This window comes from Empedobacter falsenii (assembly GCF_019308355.1).
Lineage (GTDB): Bacteria > Bacteroidota > Bacteroidia > Flavobacteriales > Weeksellaceae > Empedobacter > Empedobacter falsenii_B.
The window spans coordinates 16,029-34,511 of record NZ_JAAGKM010000027.1 but is presented as its reverse complement, the minus strand read 5'-3'; the positions used below and the strand labels follow the sequence as shown (position 1 = coordinate 34,511).

The following is an 18,483-nucleotide window of genomic DNA, read 5'->3' as shown; positions in this document are numbered from 1 at the left end:
TTATTGTATAATGACTTTAGCTTAAATATTAATCAAAATCAATATAAAAAAGACAATTCTGCATTAAAATTATATCATAAAATTAAAGAAGAACATGTTTTAAATTCGTCTAAAGAAATCATTTATCATCAATTATTGAATGCAGTTCCGTTTGGTTTTTTGATTCTTAAAAAAGAAGAAAATGATCGAAAAATTATATTTATCAATCATCATTTTCAACAAATATTTAGCGTTCCAAAATCAAGTTCGTGGAATTATCTAAAAAAATTGATTCCACAGTTTTGTGAAACTTTAGAAAATAAAGAATTTGATGATTTTAAAAGTACAATTGACATACAAATTAATGATGAAGAGCGACAAACTTATCTGATTCAGAACACAAAAACGTTGATTGCTCATGATGAATATGCGATTATTTTTATTGATTCGATTCAGCGCGTGATTGATTCCACTGAAAAAGAGGCTTGGATGAATATTATGAAAGTCATTGCGCATGAAATCATCAATTCTTTGACGCCTATTTATTCATTAGCAAATACCACAAAAACTTATTTTGAAACGGACAATTTAGATAAAAATGATTATGATGATATTCGTTTGAGTTTGGATACAATTATGAATAGAAGTCAGCATTTACAGACGTTTGTAGAGCAATATCGTCAATTAACCATGTTACCAAATCCTGTTAAATCGACACAAAATTTGTATGAAATTATCCAAGGAATTGAGCAATCTTTTTCGGCTGAATTTCATCAAAAAAATATTGTATTTCAGAATTTAATTCCAGAAAATATTAAAGTTGAAATTGATCGAATTTTGTTTGAACAAGTTTTGATTAACTTAATCAAAAATGCGATTTATTCATTAGAAAATGCAGAAATTAAATCAATTGAAATTTCATCGAAACAAACTGATAATCGATTGCAAATTATTATTCAAGATTCTGGACAATTGATTGATGAAGAAATCATTTCCAAAATATTTTTACCTTTTTATACAACTCGAAAAGACGGTGCAGGAATTGGTTTGACACTTTCTAAAAACATTATAGAAGCGCACAAAGGTTATTTGTATTTTCAACAAAATGATGACGTAAAACGTTTTAATATCATCTTAAAGTAATTGGTAAAAAGTGTAACTTTAACTTCTAATTATATAATACTTTCTCGCCAAAATCTTTGGAAATTTGTCTTATAAAATTACTGTTATGAATGCACAAACACTTACTATACCGATTATCAATTTGAATTCAGAAAAAAATATTGAACTCATCAATAAATTACTTTCTGAAATAGAAAATCTTGATGAATATACTGTGAATTTAGATACTAAAACGATTAATGTTTCGGCAAAAAAATTATGGAAAGTCTCACCTAAAATTTATGAAATTTTAAAGCAAAATAACTTCAAAATAGATTCTGTCGAAAAATCGTATCCCGTTCTCAATATGACATGTGCTTCATGCGCAAGCAGTTCTCAAGCAAATCTTAATCGTCAGTTAGGTGTTGTGAATGCGGAAGTGAATTACGGAAATGGAATGGGGAAAATCGAGTACATTCCTACTTTAGTTTCTCCAGAAAATTTGAAAAATGCTTTAGTAGAAGTTGGCTATGATTTGGTGATTGATGAATTTAAAAATCAAGATGAAGAAATAGAACAACTTCACGAAGAAAAGTATAAAACGCTGAAAAATAAAGTGATTTGGGCTTTAATTTTTGGAGTTCCTTTATTCATTATCGGAATGTTTTTTATGGATATGCCCTACGGAAATTACATTATGTGGGCACTTTCTACGCCAATTCTTTTCATTTTTGGACAACAATTTTTCGTCGGGGCTTGGAAACAACTGAAAAATAAATCGGCCAATATGGATACTTTAGTTGCTTTGAGTACAAGTGTAGCCTATCTTTTTAGCGTTTTCAATACATTATTTCCAGAATATTGGCACAGCAAAGGTTTGCACGCACATCCTTATTTTGAAGCTGCTGGTTTAATCATTGTTTTTATCTTGATTGGTAAATTGATGGAAGAACGTGCGAAAGGAAATACTTCCGAAGCGATCAAGAAATTAATCGGATTACAACCTAATACTGTGTTGGTTGTGAAAGATGGAAATCAAGTTGAAGTGAAAATTGAAGATGTACAAATTGGTGATTTGATTGTTGCAAAACCTGGAGATAAAATTGCGGTTGATGGAATTATTGTTTCGGGAGAATCTTTTATCGATGAAAGTTCATTGACAGGAGAACCAATTCCAGTTGAAAAAGGAATTGATGCAAATGTTTTTTCAGGGACCTTAAACCAAAACTCTCCTATTCAATATAAAGCCTTGAAAGTAGGGAATGATACACTTTTGGCTCAAATTATTCAATCGGTTAAAAATGCACAAGGAAGTAAAGCGCCAGTTCAACAATTGGTAGACAAAATTGCAGGTGTTTTTGTTCCGATTGTAATTATTATTGCAATTCTAACGTTCATTACTTGGTTAGTTTTAGGTCAAGAAAATGCTTTTACAATGGCCCTTTTATCGATGATTACTGTCCTTGTTATCGCTTGTCCTTGTGCGCTTGGTTTAGCAACACCTACCGCGATTATGGTTGGAATGGGAAAAGGTGCTGAGCAAGGAATTTTGATCAAAAATGCTGAAAGTTTAGAATTAGCGAAGAAAATTGATACAATTATTTTAGATAAAACAGGAACAATTACAGAAGGAAAACCAAAAGTACAAGAATTGATTTGGTTTGATGATTCTGCTAAAAATATGCTTTATACAATCGAAAATAATTCGCAACATCCTTTGGCAAAAGCGATTACAGAACATATTGGAAAACAAGATATTTTACCTGAACTAAAAATTGAAGATATATCTGGAAAAGGATTGAAAGCTAATATTTTAAATGACACTTATTATGTTGGAAAAACAAGTTGGATTACTGAATTAAATATTCAAATTGATGAAAATGTAAAACAAGCTATTCAAGATTTTTCGATTAAAAATTATACTACTTCTTTCTTTGGAAATGATAAAAAAGTTTTGGGATTAATTGGAATTTCTGATGAAATAAAAGCAACTTCTGTTGAAGCTATTAAAGCTTTTCACGAAAAAGGAATTGAAGTTTGGATGGTGACTGGTGACAACGAATTTTCGGCAAATGCAATTGCAAAACAAGTCGGAATTGATCAAGTTGTCGCAAATGCTTTACCAAATGATAAAATGAGTATTATCAAAGATTTGCAGCAAAAAGGAAAAGTTGTTGCAATGGTTGGTGATGGAATTAACGACAGTGCAGCGTTGGCTCAGGCGGATGTTTCGATTGCGATGGGAAATGGTTCTGATATTGCGATTGATGTGGCAGAAGTTACCTTGATTGGCGGAGATTTGACAAAAATCGATCATGCAATTAATTTATCTACGCAAACGGTCAAAACAATTCATCAAAATTTATTTTGGGCATTTATTTACAATGTAATAGGAATTCCAATCGCTGCTGGAGTGCTTTATCCAATTAACGGATTTTTGTTAGATCCTATGATTGCTGGTGCTGCAATGGCTTTGAGTAGTGTAAGTGTTGTAACAAATAGTTTATTGTTAAAGTATAAAAAGATTTAATAATCTCTAAAATATTCATAAAAAAAATCGACTAAATATTTAGTCGATTTTTTTGTTTTATAATAAACGATCATCCCAATTATAATCTTCTAATTCTTTCATTTTAACCTTCGAAACAAAATCAGGATGTTTTGTATTGATTAAATAATTATACTCTTTTGGAATAATTGACGATGGAACTTTCATGACCAAATATTTAAAATCTTGATACCAAGCAGAACCAATTTCTTGTAACTCGGGATAAGCCTCTACAGATTGCCAATTTTTAGGTAATTTAGGCTTCTTAATTTCATAAATCTCATCTTCTTCGCAGTCAATTTCTATCACTAATAATTTGTACGAATTATCAATGCTAATAGAACTTCGATGCACCACCAATTCTAAGGTTGAGAGCGCACGAGAACTTCCTGTGTAAATAACAAATTCATCATTTTTATTCCATCTGTTGGCAACTCCAGAAGCTTGTAATGATTTTGAATATCTCGCTTTACGAATATTGAAAACTAACATTATTACACGTTTTCTCCGTACTCTATCGCAGTTAAACGATTATCGATAAATTTGAGTCCTGAAACTGTATCAAGAAAATCTGCTGGCGATTTTTTATCTAACAAAACATTAGGCGTTGTTAACCATTTCTCAAAATCATCTTTCGTATTGAAAACCTCCAAACCGTGCTTGTATAAAGAAATCAATAAAACAATATGCTCTTTTGTATTGTCTTTTAAAGAAACATCTTTCGTTTTGTAATTTCTATATGTACGCGTTGTGATATTTAACCAACTTGAGATTATTTCGTCTTTTAATGTTGATAATTCATCAAGATATTGAATGTATTTTTGATCAATATTATAACGATTTACGTAAAAATAAACACTTGTAAAATCTCTTACTTCAGGGATTTCATTTATGATTTGTTCGTATTTTTTTAGTTTAACAGTTGCCATAATTTTAAACTTTTACTAAAGTTACAATTTTTCCTCTTAAAAAAGGAACTTTTTCTCAAATTTAAATAAATTTAACAAAAAAAGAGGTTACCTAAGCAACCTCTCTGTGATATAATGATTTAAAATTTCTTATTTCAAAGAACCAACCATATCTTCAGGTTTTACCCATTCGTCAAATTCTTCGGCAGTTACATATCCTAATGCGATTGCAGTTTCTTTTAACGTAGAGTTATTTTTATGAGCTGTTTGAGCAATTTCTGCAGCTTTGTAGTAACCAATTTTTGTATTAAGCGCTGTAACTAACATTAATGAATTATCAACTAATTCTTTAATACGAGCATAATTTGGCTCGATACCTTGCGCACAATGCTCGTCAAAAGATACACAAGCATCTCCTAATAAACGTGCAGATTGCAAGAAGTTTGCAGCCATAACTGGTTTGAAAACATTCAATTCGTAATGACCTTGAGTTCCTCCAATTGTAATTGCAACATCGTTACCCATAACTTGAGCTGCAACCATTGTTAATGCCTCACATTGAGTTGGATTTACTTTACCTGGCATGATAGAAGATCCTGGTTCGTTTTCTGGAATGATAATTTCTCCAATACCTGAACGAGGTCCAGAAGCTAACATACGAACGTCATTTGCAATTTTGTTTAATGAAACAGCTAATTGTTTCAAAGCTCCGTGAGTTTCTACGATTGCATCGTGAGCAGCTAATGCTTCGAACTTATTTTCTGCTGTTACAAATGGATGACCTGTAAATTCAGCAATGTATTTAGCAACTAAAACATCGTATCCTTCTGGCGTGTTAAGACCTGTACCTACAGCAGTTCCACCTAAAGCAACTTCAGATAAATGCTCTAATGTATTTCTTAAAGCTTTTAAACCGTGGTTTAATTGCGCTACATATCCAGAAATCTCTTGACCTAAAGTTAATGGAGTTGCATCCATTAAGTGTGTACGACCAATTTTTACAACAGATTTAAACTCTTCTGCTTTCTTAGCTAATGTGTCACGTAATTGCTCAACACCTGGAATTGTTACTTCAACAACAGCTTTGTAAGCAGCAATGTGCATACCTGTTGGGAAAGTATCATTAGAAGATTGAGATTTGTTAACGTCGTCATTCGCTTTAAGAACTGGTTCACCTTCTCCAATTTTGAATCCAGCTAAAACTTGCGCACGATTAGCAACAACTTCATTCACATTCATATTAGATTGAGTTCCTGAACCTGTTTGCCAAATTACTAAAGGAAATTGATCATCTAATTTTCCTGCTAAAATTTCGTCACATACAGCAGCAATAGCATCACGTTTTTCAACTGGTAAAACACCTAATTCAGCATTTGCATAAGCAGCAGCTTTCTTAAGATAAGCGAAACCTTCTACAATTTCGTGAGGCATAGAAGCCGCAGGACCAATTTTAAAGTTGTTACGAGAACGTTCTGTTTGAGCACCCCAGTATTTATCTGCAGGAACTTTTACTTCCCCCATGGTGTCTTTCTCAATTCTGTATTCCATTTTGGTATTTTTTATTATTTATATATTGTTTACTTATCTCACAAATTTAAGAAATCGTTTGATGAAAGAAAAGTGATTAATGTTAGTATTTCTATAAATTTTATTTACTAAGTTTGTATCACATAAAAATAAAATCATGATTCAATTTTTAGGTTTCTTATTATTCTTAACAATCGCTTTATGCGGATTCTGGGGTATCATCTTTTTTGCAACGATGGCTATTTCTTGGATTCCATTTTGGGTTGCGAATTTAAGAAAAGAAAAAGCTGGAATAGTAACAGCAGAAGATCCTCGTCCGATTTTACCAAATCAAGAAGGAATCACAGTATTATTCAAAAAATAATAAGCTGTAAAAAAAAATTAAAAGGAACTTGACGAAGTTCCTTTTTTTATTTATTCGACTTTCGAATCTTCTTCATAATTTCCTTCCAAATAATTTTTCAAACTAATTCGGATAATTTCTGTCCAACCAGCTTCAAAACTTTCGCGCGAGAAATTTTTATCATCAGGCGGAAAAGTTTCAATTCCTTCATGAATCAACGTTAATTTTGTTTGCGGAACAATTTCATCTGTTAATTCATCCAAAATAAATGTAACAACAGAATTTCCTTCGTAGACAGGATATTTCCATGTATAAGCTAACAATTTAGTCGGCTCTACTTCTACTATTTTACAGTGATGTAAATACGATCCGCCATAAAACTCAAATTCGAATCCAACTTCTGGAACAAACTTCTTAATATCAAAATACCATTTATCAAAAGCAGATTTTGTCGTTAAGGCATTCCACACTTTATCAATTGAAACATCAAAAATTTCTACTATTTCTACAGGCTTTGCACTCATATTCTATTTTTTTATGATTTTGTTTAATTTACTAATTTTTTAATTATTATTTAAATTTAGCCCAAAATTTAATTGTTACATTTGCTATGTGTAAAATTTTTAAAATGAAATTTAATAAAACTTTTTTAAGTGTTTTAGGGTTATTTGCTGGTCTTTCGCTATATGCGCAACAAGAGGTTAGCCGTCCAAAACTAGTAGTTGGTATCGTTGTCGATCAAATGCGATGGGATTATTTATATCGTTACCAAGATAGATATTCTACAGGAGGTTTCAATCGTATGTTAAACGAAGGTTTTAGCAACGAAAATACCTATATTCCTTATATACCTACTTATACAGCTATCGGTCATAGCACTATTTATACAGGTTCTGTGCCTGCTATTCACGGAATTGCTGGGAACGATTTTATCATTCAAGCAACAGGACAAGAAATGTATTGTACGCAAGATGATGCTGTAAATGGGGTTGGAACTTCATCAAAAGCAGGAAAAATGTCTCCAAAAAACTTGTTAACTTCTACAGTTACTGATCAATTAAAATTATCAACAAATTTCCGTTCAAAAGTATATGGAGTTTCGTTAAAAGATCGTGGAGGAATATTACCTGCAGGTCATTTTGCTGATGCTGCTTTTTGGTTTGATGGAGAATCTGGAAACTGGGTTTCGAGTACATTTTATATGAATGAGTTGCCAAAATGGTTACAAAAATTCAATGATAAAAAAGTTGCTGAAAAATATTTAGACAAATGGAACACACTTTATCCGATTGATACTTATGTACAAAGTGAAAAAGATGGAAATCCATATCGCGAAAATTATAAAGGATTAGATAAAATGCAATTTCCTTATGATTTGAAAGCGTTGAAAAAAGACAATGGTTTAGGTTTGATTCGCTCTACTCCTTTCGGAAATTCGTTGACAAAAGATATTGCGATTGAAATTATTGATAACGAAAAATTAGGTCAAAATGAGAAAGGAATTACAGATTTTTTAGCGGTTAGTTTCTCTTCTACTGATTATGTTGGACATCAATTTTCTCCAAATACAATCGAAGCCGAAGATACTTATTTGCGTTTAGATAAAGACTTGGAACAATTATTTAATCACTTAGACCAAAAAGTTGGAAAAGGACAATATTTAGTTTTCTTGACTGCAGATCATGGTGGAGCTCATAATCCTAAATATTTCCAAGATAAAAAAGGTAATGCAGGATACTTTCCAACTGGAGAAGTAAAAAAAGGATTAAACGCTAAATTACAAGAGAAATTCAAATCTACTGATATTGTACGCTCATTAACAAATTATCAGGTTCATTTGAATTATCAAACGATCGAACAAAATAAATTAGACGAAGAAGATATCAAAGAAGAAATCGTAAAGTTTATGCAAAAAGTTGATGGTGTTTCTTTCGTAGCTGATATGGATAAAATTGGAGAAGCTTCTATTCCTGCGATTATCAAAGAACGAATGGTTAACGGTTACAATCGTAAACGTAGCGGTGCTATTACTTATATTTTAGAACCACAATGGTACGGCGGAAAACAAAATGCTGGAGGAACAACACACGGAACTTGGGGGGCTTACGATGCTCACATTCCATTTGTTTTGATGGGTTGGGGTATAAAACATGGTAAAAATAATAACCGTGTTTATATGACAGATATCGCACCTACAGTTGCCGCTTTGCTACATATAGAAGAGCCAAACGGAAATATTGGCGAACCAGTTTCTGAAGTAACAAATCCAAAATAATCTTATAAAAGATAATTCTAAAAACGCAACTTAATTAGTTGCGTTTTTTTTTGTTTCTATAATTATTATTTACTCTATTTCAATTGTTTAAATTTTATAATTAAAGAAATTAACGATTAACATCTATAACATTATTTTGATAAATAATAAGCTCATATTATTGATAATGAGAAAAATATAAATAAGAGGGGGTAATGAGGGATTTGTTTTAAGAGGAAAATCAGCATTTTTCGTTGATTTGTAATAGAAGATAATTATACAAAATCATGAGAAATTATAGAACGTTATAATATTCCAAAAACAACATTGTATAAATGGATAATTTTTAATATTCTGCACAATATTAGTAAAAGAGTATAATTTTCTCCAATTAAATTAATAACTTTAATATTCTAAATACATCATAATGAAAAAGACTTTTTTAAGTAAATTAACTTTGACATTATTTTCTACCAACCTATTTTTTTTATTATCTCCACAACTAGATGCTTGCACAAGAGTTTGTCTATAAAGGTCCAGAAAATACTGTAATCACAGCTCGTTCTATGGATTGGAAAGATGAAATTGATGCAAATATTTGGGTTTTTCCTAGAGGTATAGATCGATCTGGCAACGTTGGAAATGCTTCGGAAAAATGGACTTCAAAATACGGAAGTGTAATTGCAAGTGCTTGGGACATTGCGACAACAGATGGCATGAACGAAAAAGGACTTGTTGCGAATGTTTTGTGGTTAGTAGAAAGCCAGTATCCTCAATTAAATCTTGTTTATTACTTTGAAACTACAAAAACTCCAAATACATTTTGGGTTGATTTAAAGAAAATTGATTTTGGTAAAAATGCAAAAACAAAACGATTAAGCGTAAGTAAAAATGAAACGTATGCTGGCGAAACTTCACAACTTTTTAGTGATACAAAACCATTTACATTTGTTGGAATTTAGATCGAAAAATTAATCAATATTTTTCTTGCAAATAGTTCTAAATCAACATTCAATATGATTGCCAATAACAAACATTTTATATCTGCCTTTTTATTATTAGGATCTATTGTTTATGCTCAAAAATCAAATGATACAATTGATATTTCGATAAGACCTTACACTAGTTTGAGAGGTCATCTTGCTGTGCATGATAAAGTAATGGAGCTACAAGAAAATGCCTCTCGTGCTGGAATTGAAATTAATCTAAAAAAAGGAAATATTGCATTTGTAGCTGGTATTGAACTCCAAATAAATATGTTCAAAGGTAACTCGTCGTTTAATGTTGATGGAAATTTAGATAGTGATCTTTTGACAATTGTTTCAGAACAAAAACAACAAGTTTTTGGTAATCGCTTGGGTTACTTAGGTATTGATTTGTCTAAATATGGTAAAATAACATTTGGTAAACAATGGAGTGTTTACCGTGATGTTACAGCTTATACAGATCGTTTTAATGTATTTGGAGGACGCGCTTCTGCAACTTTTACAGGTGGAACAGATGGTGGTTTGCTAGGAACAGGACGAGCAGATCAATCAATAATTTATAGAAATAAAATTAAAGCTTTTCAATTTGGTGCTCAAATCCAAACAAAAGGTGGAAATGATGATAAGATTATTGATGGTTTTGGTTTTTCAGCTCAATTAGAATTAAATCAAAATATTAGTATTGGAGCTGCATTTAACCGTGCTTTTATAGCTCAAAACTTAATTGATGATAATCATATCTTAGGTTTATCAGGACATCCAACTTTTTATTCAATTGGTTTAAAATATACGAGTAAACAATTTGATGTTAGTCTACTTGGAATTTTACAGCAAAATGGTGATTTTATACCTATTTCATATCAATCTGAAAATACAATTAATCCTTCATATGTTTTTGATGCAAAAGGTTTTGAGACAGCGTTGAAATATAAACTAAATAAATTTTCAATTTTAGGAGGTTATAATTTATATGTTCCTGAAACAAAGAAATCTGTAGAAAATATAATCATTGATAAAAATTTCAGACGAAGTGATTTCATTACAGGATTAGAATATTATCCGATGAAATATGTACAATTATATACAGAACAGCGTATCTCTTTTGGTAAAAATTATGTTGGTAAAAAAGAACAAAGTGTTTTTACATTGGGAATGAAACTAGATTTATCTAGACAATTTAATAAGAAACTTAACCTATAATAAAACCATAACTAACTTAACTTTTCTCTCTATTATTTGAAATAATTAATAAAACGAAACTTTAAAAAATTATGTTTAACTTTTTTCAAAAAAGCACATTTTTAATTCTATTAGCATCAAGTACGCAAACATTTGCTCAAGACTCAATTCAGCCAGATGATTCTTGGCATTTCAAAGTAGAGCCAAATATGATGTTGCCTCATATGAAAGGAAAAGCGAGTGTTTCTCGACTTCCGAATGTACATGTAAGTCAATCCCCTTCAGACTTTTTTGAGCATTTGAAATTTGCCGGAATGTTAACTTTTGAAGCCGAAAATAAAGATTGGGTAATTACATCTGATATTATTTATGCTTCTTTAGCTGCAAATGTTAAAAAAGATCCTTTAGTTTTGGATGGCAAATTAACATCAAAACAATTCTCTTTTGAAGCTGGTTTATTGAGAAAAATAACTCCTTGGTTAGAAGCTGGAATTAGTATGAACCTTGTAAATATTAAATCTGGATTTGATGTAAATCTAATCAATCCAATTTCTTTAAAACCAATGCATTTAGATCGTAATCTTTCTAAAACCTGGGTAGATCCTATGTTGGTTGCAAGAACAAGAAATTTACCAAACAAAAAGTTTTTGTATAATGTTTCTGGAGAAATTGGAGGATTTGGAATTGGATCAAAATTAGCTTGGCAATTAGAAGGATTGGCTGGTTATCAATTCTCTAATTTATTTTACGCAATGGCGGACTATCAAATCATAAGTATGGACTACGAAAAAGGAAGTAATAATTCCAATTTTGTTTATGATATGGATATGTTTGGACCGATGATAAAAGTCGGATTTAATATAAAATAGTTTTAAAATCAAACTGAAAAATATATAGAAAACGTTATCTATTAATGATAACGTTTTTTTACTTTTATAAAAAATAAAACAGAAATGACTTTCAATTCGCCAATCATATCAGCACAAGAATTACAAGATAATTTACCTCTTAAAAATTTAATTATTTTAGATTGTACGATTGATAAAGTTGGAAAATCGATTAAAGATGAAGAATTAGAATTAATTCCGAATTCTCTTTTCTTTGATTTGGAAGGAAAATTTTCTGATCATTCTTCGCAATTTCCTCATACACTTGTTGATGAAGAAACTTTTACAAAAGAAGCTCAACATTTGGGCATTAATCAAGATTTTATCATTGTTTGTTATGATCGTTGGGGCGTTTATTCTAGTCCGAGAGTTTGGTGGATGTTCAAAGCTATGGGACACAAAGAAGTATATGTTTTAGATGGCGGATTAACTCTTTGGCAAGAAAATAATTTTGACACAACTTCTACTTATTTTCAACCTAATGTAAAAGGTAACTTTATTGCTGATTTTCAATCGAATTGGTTTGCTGATACACAAGTTATGTTAAATGCAATAAATGATGATTCAAAAATGATTATAGATGCTCGATCAGAAGGGCGTTTCAAGGGGACTTCTCCTGAGCCAAGACAAGGTTTACGAAGCGGACATATTCCAGCTTCTAAGAATTTATTTTTTGAAAATGTTTTGGCTGATACAACATATAAATCAAAAGAAAAACTGAAAGCAATTTTCGAAAAATTGACAGATTCATCCAAAGAAAATATTTTTTCGTGCGGTTCTGGAGTTACAGCTTCCATCCTAGCCTTGGCTTCGACAATTGCAGGTTTTGATAAGGTAAAAGTTTATGATGGTTCTTGGTCTGAATGGGGCGCTGACGAAAATTTACCGATTGAAAGATAGTTTAAAACTATTTTGCATGATTTACAAATCCGAGTAAAAAACTCGGATTTGTAAATTTTAAGCTAAATGTTTTTATTTTTTGGTAAGAAAACTTCCGCCATCATACAGCGAGCGCTTCCTCCTCCTAATTTTTCAATCAAATCTATCTTAACAGGTAATATTGGATTATAAGCCTCAATTTTAGAAATTTGTTCTTGATTAAGCGAATTATAAGCCGTTTGTGACATCACCAAATATGATTGTCCTAAACCTCCAACTTGCAACATATTGCCAGCAAATTGATGCACTTGTGCTTCTGTAATTGCAATTATTTCTTTTCCAGCTTCTAATAAATACTCACAAACTGTTTTCTTTTCTTTTTTATCATCGATAGAATCCAAACAAATAATCGCATACTTATCTGCAATACACATCATTACATTTGTATGATAAATTGGTTTGCGTTCTCCATTTACAGTTTGATTCGCATGAAAAATAACTGGCGTATATTCTAATTCCTCACAAAATTCAATCAATAAATCTTCATCAGTTCGTTGAGAAATACATGCATAAGCCAATTCATGCTCGCGATCAAGAATAATACTTCCTGTTCCTTCCAGGAAAATTTCGTCTTCTTCTGCCGATGTAAAATCAATCACATCATCAATATGAAAACCTTTTTCTTCCAACAAACTCAATACATCTTCTTCACGACGCTCTTGTCTCCTATTTTTTGCAAACATAGGATATAACACAACATTTCCGTTATCATGAAAAGAAATCCAATTGTTTGGGAAGATTGAATCTGGCGTATGCGGTGAAGCAGTATCTTTGATCGTGATAACATTTACACCTTTCGAACGCAAAGCAGAAACCATTCCTTGAAATTCTTCTAATGCTTGTTTCTGAATATCTTCTTGAGAATCTGTCGTTTCTGTTTGGAAATAATTGTTAACAGCCGTTTCTGGATTGTAATAAAAAGCTGTTGGCTCAACCATCAAAATAGTTGACGTATATTGTTTTTGTTTCATGTTATTTTCTGATTAATGGCATTGTAGAACATCTTAGTAAACCTCCCATTTTAGAAACTTCGCGGTAATTAATTCGTTCCACTTTTATGTTCCATACATTTTCTAAATGATCATTTAAACGTATAAAATTTTTCTCAGAAACAACAACTTCAGGAGAAATTGAAAACACATTTGGATTCATCCAATACATTTCTTCTTTTGTTACTTCGAATAAATTTTCTTTTCCAAAAATATCGACAATTTGCTGATATTCATTCTCAAATAAAAAGCCATCTTTGTAAATAATTGCTTTGTCTTTCCCAACAGGATTGAATGTGCAATCTAAATGTAAAATTCCTTCATATGGATTTTCATCATTCTTTTTCAATTCAAAATCCAAGACTTTTTTATTCGGAAATTTAGCTTTGATATACTCTACAAACTCAACATTTGTACGTCCTGTTTTATAATTTTTGAAATCTGCTTGTTTGTACGTTCCAACAAAAATATAATCGTTATACAAAATCACATCGCCACCTTCTACATAAACTTCTTCTGGTAATGCATTGATTTTATTTCCTTTAAATTGACGTTTTATTTCGCGATACGCTTGCAATTCTTCTAAACGATCTGGAATAATATTCGAGATAAAGAATTCATCATCAATTACAAAACCGACATCTCGAGAAAAAACTTGGTTGCAATCTTCGATCAATGTTGGACGTAAAACTTCAACATTATACTTCTTCAAAACTTGTTCAAATTCTGACATTTCCGCAATCAAATCTTCTTCTTTTGGATAATCGTTATTCTTTACGGTTTCATAAGATTTGGCATCGAACGTCTGATCAAGTGTTGGATTAGCTCCGTTAGATTCTGCTCGACCCAAGACTACAGTTTGCAGTTGAGCCGTTTCATTCTGTACATTTAATCGCATAATTTATTGTAGTTTTTAATTTTATGTTCCAAAAAAAATCCCGCAATAGCGAGATTTAATTTTGTATAAATATACATTTTATTTTTGAATTCCTAAAGCTTTCAAACCATTTACTGTTGCAATATTTGAAAGTTGTTCCACATCATAAAAGTGACAAGACTCTAGCATTACACGCAGTTCCGTTAACAAATGACCATCAGAAAAAGGTTTATAAATATCATTAATATTATCTGTTCCGAAGGCAACGTTAATTCCTCTTGGAATCATTTCATCAACTGGCGTTACCGAGTTGTGCGAAGGCGCCAAACGCTCTGTACGATTGTGATCTATCCAAGCAGTTGGACAAGAAACAATGTGCATATCTGCTTTTTTAATTAAATCATATAATTCGTAACGATATTTTCTTGGATGAGCCGCTACAGAAATTGAGTGAACCGCAGAAACTTTTCCTTGCATTCCGTGTTCAATCGTTTTCAAAGCTAAGTGTTCAGTTTCTTTTTCTTCGTCTGTGTTAAATTGATCAACATGAACGTGAACCAATTTATTTTTTGCTTTTGCAGTTGATAATAAAATATCTAAATGCTCATCTTCTCGACCGAAATCTTTTGCAGGTAAACCTCCGATAATATCCACAAAATCAGAAGACATATCAAACCATTCACGCGCTTTTGGATCAATAACTCCTTTCAATACTTGGTTTGCAAAACGCATTTCGATGTCTTTTCCGTAATTATCTTTTAAGCGTTGAGCTGCTTGTATACTACGATCTTCAATCACTTCATCCGCATCAATAAAAGAACCAATTGCTTGACAACCTTGTTCTAACATGAAATTAATCGCTTTTTCCATACGGAAATAAATATCATCAACAGATGAATTGCGTTTCATGTCATCAACTAAATGCCATTTTTCTTTTAGGTAAGAATTAGATAATGCGAAAGTGTCCGAAGTCAATGAATAAGCTCTGTCTAAGTGTGAATGCGTATTAACCCAACCTCCTTTTTCGTTGATTTTTTCAAGTACTTCTTCAATTGGATTATAGTTTTGTTTGTTCATCGTGAGTTTGTTTGTTTTCGGGATGTAAAATTAACAAGATTATTCAATAGAAATGAAGCGATATTATCAAAAAGATTTCTGTAACTTTGTGCCTTTGTTAGTAACATCACCGAATAAAAAAGTCCAACGATATGTTGGACTTTTTCTATTTATGATTCTTTCTCTTTTTTCGAAACAATATCAATTTTTCCGTTTTGATATTTTTTGTCTGTTTTGATTAAAGTAACATATTTAATATTATCTGGATTCATTTTAGTAAAAATACTTTTATCAACTCTCTCTCCATCAATAAAAATTGCAGGTCTACTATTTTCATATTCAGAAATAGATATAGAACTTGGTACAATTCTATTTAAAACTTTTTCATTTGAATTTTCTTGTGCAAAACTCAACATTGGAAGAAATGCAAAAGCTAATAATATTTTTTTCATAAATCGTTAATTTATATAAAGTTAATTAAATATTTTATAAAAACTAATTTTTGTATGTTCGTTTTACAGATTGAATTCCTTCAATATTTTTCATTTCCATCATGATTTTTTCTAATTCGGCTTTATTTTTAACTGAAACTGTAATCTTTCCATCAAAAATACCTGCATCCTCAGATAAATTAATACTATGCATGTTCAACGAGTTATTTTTTGAAATAACTAACGTAATATCACTCACCATTCCAGCTCGATCCAAACCTTGTAACTCAATCAACGCTTTAAATTCTTGTTGAGAAGAATCAATCCATTTCGCTTTTATAATTCTGTACGCATAATTTGCTTGTAACGAAACTGAGTTTGGACAATCTACCTTATGTACTTTTATTCCTTTTGAAACTGTGATAAAACCATATACTTTGTCACCCGGAATTGGATTACAACAACTCGCTAATTCATAATCTAAACGCTCTTCATCATTCCCAAAAACAAGACTATCTAATTTCGTTTTATCGACAGGAATATTATCTTTTTTAGTTGTATTGAATGTTGATTTTCTGAAACGGTTAATCAATCCAGTAAAGCCTGTATTTCGTTCTGCAAATTTGCGTAAATCATTGTTGTCAATAATTCCCATTGCAACATTATAGAATACATCTTGACTCGAACTTAACTTAAAGTATTGCTGTAACTGATTAGTTGTATTATCATTAAAATCAACCTTTAAGTGTCTTAATTTTCGTTGAATAATTTCTTTTCCATCTTCTGCAACTTTACGCTTATCCGAGTTTAAAGAAGCTTTAATTTTACTTCTCGCTTTACTCGTTACAACATATTCTAACCACTCTAATTTTGGTTTTTGTTGCGTTGAAGTAATAATTTCTACTTGATCTCCACTTTGCAATTGATGCGACAAGGGATACAATTTACCGTTCACTTTTGCACCCAAACAATGGTCACCAACATTGGTGTGAATAGAGTAAGCAAAATCCAACGAACTCGCTCCTTTTGGTAACGAATGTAAATCTCCTTTTGGTGTAAAAACATAAATCTCTTTGGAGTACAAATTGAATTTGAAATTATCCATAAATTCAATCGCATCCTTAGTATCCTCTTGCTCCAACATTTCACGAACTTGATGAATCCACTCATCAACTTTCGTTTCGTCGTCCGATATATTTTCTTTGTATTTATAGTGTGCTGCAATACCCATTTCGGCAACTTCGTCCATTCTTTCGGAACGAATTTGTACTTCTACCCAACGTGCTTGTGGTCCCATAACCGTTGCGTGAAGCGATTCATAACCCGTTGTTTTGGGTTGAGAAATCCAGTCGCGCATACGTTTTGGATTTGGAATAAATAAATCCGTTACCAACGAATAAATTTTCCAAGCTAAAAATTTTTCATTCTTTTTGTCCGAACGATAAATTACACGAATCGCAAACAAATCAAAAACTTCCTCGAAAGGAATTCCTTGATTAACTGTTTTCCGATAAATTGAATTGATTGATTTTGAACGACCTTTGATCTCAAATTCTAAACCTTCGGCTTCAAGTTTTTCTGAAATAGTCTTACAGAAATCATCAATGTATTTTTTTCTTTCGGCTTCTGTTTCTGTTAATTTATGTTCAATATTAAAATACGCATCCGGTTTAGTGTATTTCAAACTCAAATCTTCCAATTCTGATTTGATGTTATACAATCCCATTCTGTGAGCCAAAGGCGCATATATAAAAATGGTTTCGGATGCTATTTTTAACTGTTTATCCTCGCGCATACTTTCTAACGTACGCATATTGTGTAAACGATCTGCAATTTTGATCAAAATCACACGCACATCTTCAGATAAAGTCAGCAATAATTTTTTATAATTTTCTGATTGTATCGAAACATCTTGCTTGTTTAAGACCGCAATTTTTGTTAATCCGTCTATAATTTTTGCAATCTTTTTTCCAAAAAGTTTCTCAATGTCTTCTAACGTATATTCTGTATCTTCTACTACATCATGCATTAAAGCCGCAGAAATTGATGTAGCGCCAAGCCCAATTTCGTCAGCAACAATTTTGGCAACAGCAATCGGATGATAAATATATGGTTCGCCTGTTTTTCTGCGCTGATCTTTGTGCGCATCAACAGCCAAATCAAAAGCTTTACGAATCAGCTTTTTATCTTCATCTGATAAAGTGACATATGTATTTTGAAGCATCTCTTTATAACGTCTCGTTATCTCAATGTTCTCTCTCTCTAATTGTTCGTCTGTAATAACATGAGGCGTATCCATCTTTCTTATGTTTTTGTTGATTTAGAAAAAAGCTTTAATTCCCTTTATTTATCTGCTTTCTTCGAAGGATTAAATATACAATATTTTATTTTTTATTGACTATAATATTCAACTGATTTTATCACGTTTTTTAAGTCTTTATTTTTAATCAATCTAATTTATAACGTACTTTTTACACTA

The 18,483-nt window shown here is 31.3% G+C and carries 16 protein-coding genes and 1 pseudogene; 8 read left to right on the top strand and 9 right to left on the bottom strand.

All coding sequences use genetic code 11. The features are described 5' to 3' along the window. A partial coding sequence (locus G0Q09_RS10805; RefSeq protein ID WP_219034877.1) for a sensor histidine kinase occupies nucleotides 1-1,122 on the top strand: 1,122 nt, incomplete at its 5' end. 85 nt (nucleotides 1,123-1,207) lie between these two features. Then, nucleotides 1,208-3,610: a heavy metal translocating P-type ATPase gene (locus tag G0Q09_RS10800; RefSeq protein ID WP_219034876.1), complete on the top strand. Its 2,403-nt coding sequence runs from the start codon at nucleotides 1,208-1,210 to the stop codon at nucleotides 3,608-3,610. Between the two features lie 57 nt (nucleotides 3,611-3,667). Here the strand turns inward: G0Q09_RS10800 and G0Q09_RS10795 are convergent, their stop codons facing one another. From G0Q09_RS10795 to fumC, 3 genes are all read right to left on the bottom strand, one after another. Beyond that, a complete protein-coding gene (locus G0Q09_RS10795) occupies nucleotides 3,668-4,120 on the bottom strand; it encodes an RES family NAD+ phosphorylase (RefSeq protein WP_219034875.1) in 453 nt (150 codons plus the stop codon). A gap of 2 nt (nucleotides 4,121-4,122) precedes the next feature. Continuing rightward, a complete protein-coding gene (locus tag G0Q09_RS10790) occupies nucleotides 4,123-4,557 on the bottom strand; it encodes an Xre family toxin-antitoxin system antitoxin (RefSeq protein ID WP_038334185.1) in 435 nt (144 codons plus the stop codon). A gap of 129 nt (nucleotides 4,558-4,686) precedes the next feature. Continuing rightward, the gene (gene fumC, locus G0Q09_RS10785; protein ID WP_180904387.1) at nucleotides 4,687-6,084 is read right to left on the bottom strand and encodes a class II fumarate hydratase; all 1,398 of its coding nucleotides are present in this window, start codon (nucleotides 6,082-6,084) and stop codon (nucleotides 4,687-4,689) included. Nucleotides 6,085-6,220: 136 nt separating this feature from the next. Here fumC and G0Q09_RS10780 point away from each other — a divergent pair, with 136 nt between their 5' ends. After that, the gene (locus G0Q09_RS10780; RefSeq protein WP_038334195.1) at nucleotides 6,221-6,427 is read left to right on the top strand and encodes a hypothetical protein; all 207 of its coding nucleotides are present in this window, start codon (nucleotides 6,221-6,223) and stop codon (nucleotides 6,425-6,427) included. A gap of 50 nt (nucleotides 6,428-6,477) precedes the next feature. On the opposite strand, the gene G0Q09_RS10775 is transcribed toward G0Q09_RS10780, so the two are convergent. Beyond that, a complete protein-coding gene (locus tag G0Q09_RS10775; RefSeq protein ID WP_115000556.1) occupies nucleotides 6,478-6,930 on the bottom strand; it encodes an SRPBCC family protein in 453 nt (150 codons plus the stop codon). Nucleotides 6,931-7,034: 104 nt separating this feature from the next. Here G0Q09_RS10775 and pafA point away from each other — a divergent pair, with 104 nt between their 5' ends. The 5 genes and pseudogenes from pafA (at nucleotide 7,035) to G0Q09_RS10750 (ending at nucleotide 12,612) form a co-directional block, all read left to right on the top strand. Continuing rightward, nucleotides 7,035-8,681, top strand: a complete 1,647-nt coding sequence (gene pafA, locus G0Q09_RS10770) for an alkaline phosphatase PafA (RefSeq protein ID WP_219034874.1) — start codon at nucleotides 7,035-7,037, stop codon at nucleotides 8,679-8,681. A 406-nt stretch (nucleotides 8,682-9,087) separates the two neighbouring features. Further along, a pseudogene (locus G0Q09_RS10765) lies at nucleotides 9,088-9,442 on the top strand (linear amide C-N hydrolase); the annotation flags it as partial. Between the two features lie 234 nt (nucleotides 9,443-9,676). Continuing rightward, complete coding sequence (locus G0Q09_RS10760) at nucleotides 9,677-10,846, top strand: porin (RefSeq protein WP_257468194.1); 1,170 nt, start codon at nucleotides 9,677-9,679, stop codon at nucleotides 10,844-10,846. A gap of 71 nt (nucleotides 10,847-10,917) precedes the next feature. Then, nucleotides 10,918-11,694: a hypothetical protein gene (locus tag G0Q09_RS10755; RefSeq protein WP_219034873.1), complete on the top strand. Its 777-nt coding sequence runs from the start codon at nucleotides 10,918-10,920 to the stop codon at nucleotides 11,692-11,694. Between the two features lie 84 nt (nucleotides 11,695-11,778). Beyond that, a complete protein-coding gene (locus G0Q09_RS10750; protein ID WP_219034872.1) occupies nucleotides 11,779-12,612 on the top strand; it encodes a sulfurtransferase in 834 nt (277 codons plus the stop codon). 62 nt (nucleotides 12,613-12,674) lie between these two features. Here the strand turns inward: G0Q09_RS10750 and ctlX are convergent, their stop codons facing one another. The 5 genes from ctlX to G0Q09_RS10725 all read right to left on the bottom strand — a co-directional run bounded on the left by ctlX (nucleotide 12,675) and on the right by G0Q09_RS10725 (nucleotide 18,303). Next, entirely contained in the window at nucleotides 12,675-13,622 is a 948-nt protein-coding gene (gene ctlX, locus G0Q09_RS10745) for a citrulline utilization hydrolase CtlX (RefSeq protein WP_219034871.1), read from the bottom strand. 1 nt (nucleotide 13,623) lies between these two features. Then, nucleotides 13,624-14,538 (bottom strand): dimethylarginine dimethylaminohydrolase family protein, encoded by a 915-nt coding sequence (locus G0Q09_RS10740; RefSeq protein ID WP_219034870.1) that lies wholly within the window; start codon nucleotides 14,536-14,538, stop codon nucleotides 13,624-13,626. Between the two features lie 78 nt (nucleotides 14,539-14,616). Next, complete coding sequence (locus tag G0Q09_RS10735; RefSeq protein WP_219034869.1) at nucleotides 14,617-15,594, bottom strand: amidohydrolase family protein; 978 nt, start codon at nucleotides 15,592-15,594, stop codon at nucleotides 14,617-14,619. A 149-nt stretch (nucleotides 15,595-15,743) separates the two neighbouring features. Next, nucleotides 15,744-16,025 carry a hypothetical protein gene (locus G0Q09_RS10730; protein WP_219034868.1) on the bottom strand — a complete coding sequence of 94 codons (282 nt, stop codon included), beginning with the start codon at nucleotides 16,023-16,025 and terminating at the stop codon, nucleotides 15,744-15,746. Nucleotides 16,026-16,068: 43 nt separating this feature from the next. Beyond that, on the bottom strand, nucleotides 16,069-18,303 hold the full coding sequence (locus G0Q09_RS10725) for a RelA/SpoT family protein (protein WP_219034867.1): 2,235 nt from the start codon (nucleotides 18,301-18,303) through the stop codon (nucleotides 16,069-16,071). Between the last annotated feature and the right edge of the window lie 180 nt (nucleotides 18,304-18,483).

What these genes read in the sequence shown, in the direction of transcription:
- G0Q09_RS10755 (WP_219034873.1), top strand. Translation starts at nt 10,918, where the DNA reads ATGTTTAACTTTTTTCAAAAAAGCACATTTTTAATTCTATTAGCATCA.
- ctlX (WP_219034871.1), bottom strand. Translation starts at nt 13,622, where the DNA reads ATGAAACAAAAACAATATACGTCAACTATTTTGATGGTTGAGCCAACA.
- G0Q09_RS10750 (WP_219034872.1), top strand. Translation starts at nt 11,779, where the DNA reads ATGACTTTCAATTCGCCAATCATATCAGCACAAGAATTACAAGATAAT.
- G0Q09_RS10735 (WP_219034869.1), bottom strand. Translation starts at nt 15,594, where the DNA reads ATGAACAAACAAAACTATAATCCAATTGAAGAAGTACTTGAAAAAATC.
- G0Q09_RS10795 (WP_219034875.1), bottom strand. Translation starts at nt 4,120, where the DNA reads ATGTTAGTTTTCAATATTCGTAAAGCGAGATATTCAAAATCATTACAA.
- G0Q09_RS10800 (WP_219034876.1), top strand. Translation starts at nt 1,208, where the DNA reads ATGAATGCACAAACACTTACTATACCGATTATCAATTTGAATTCAGAA.
- pafA (WP_219034874.1), top strand. Translation starts at nt 7,035, where the DNA reads ATGAAATTTAATAAAACTTTTTTAAGTGTTTTAGGGTTATTTGCTGGT.
- G0Q09_RS10730 (WP_219034868.1), bottom strand. Translation starts at nt 16,025, where the DNA reads ATGAAAAAAATATTATTAGCTTTTGCATTTCTTCCAATGTTGAGTTTT.
- G0Q09_RS10725 (WP_219034867.1), bottom strand. Translation starts at nt 18,303, where the DNA reads ATGGATACGCCTCATGTTATTACAGACGAACAATTAGAGAGAGAGAAC.
- G0Q09_RS10790 (WP_038334185.1), bottom strand. Translation starts at nt 4,557, where the DNA reads ATGGCAACTGTTAAACTAAAAAAATACGAACAAATCATAAATGAAATC.
- fumC (WP_180904387.1), bottom strand. Translation starts at nt 6,084, where the DNA reads ATGGAATACAGAATTGAGAAAGACACCATGGGGGAAGTAAAAGTTCCT.
- G0Q09_RS10780 (WP_038334195.1), top strand. Translation starts at nt 6,221, where the DNA reads ATGATTCAATTTTTAGGTTTCTTATTATTCTTAACAATCGCTTTATGC.
- G0Q09_RS10760 (WP_257468194.1), top strand. Translation starts at nt 9,677, where the DNA reads ATGATTGCCAATAACAAACATTTTATATCTGCCTTTTTATTATTAGGA.
- G0Q09_RS10740 (WP_219034870.1), bottom strand. Translation starts at nt 14,538, where the DNA reads ATGCGATTAAATGTACAGAATGAAACGGCTCAACTGCAAACTGTAGTC.
- G0Q09_RS10775 (WP_115000556.1), bottom strand. Translation starts at nt 6,930, where the DNA reads ATGAGTGCAAAGCCTGTAGAAATAGTAGAAATTTTTGATGTTTCAATT.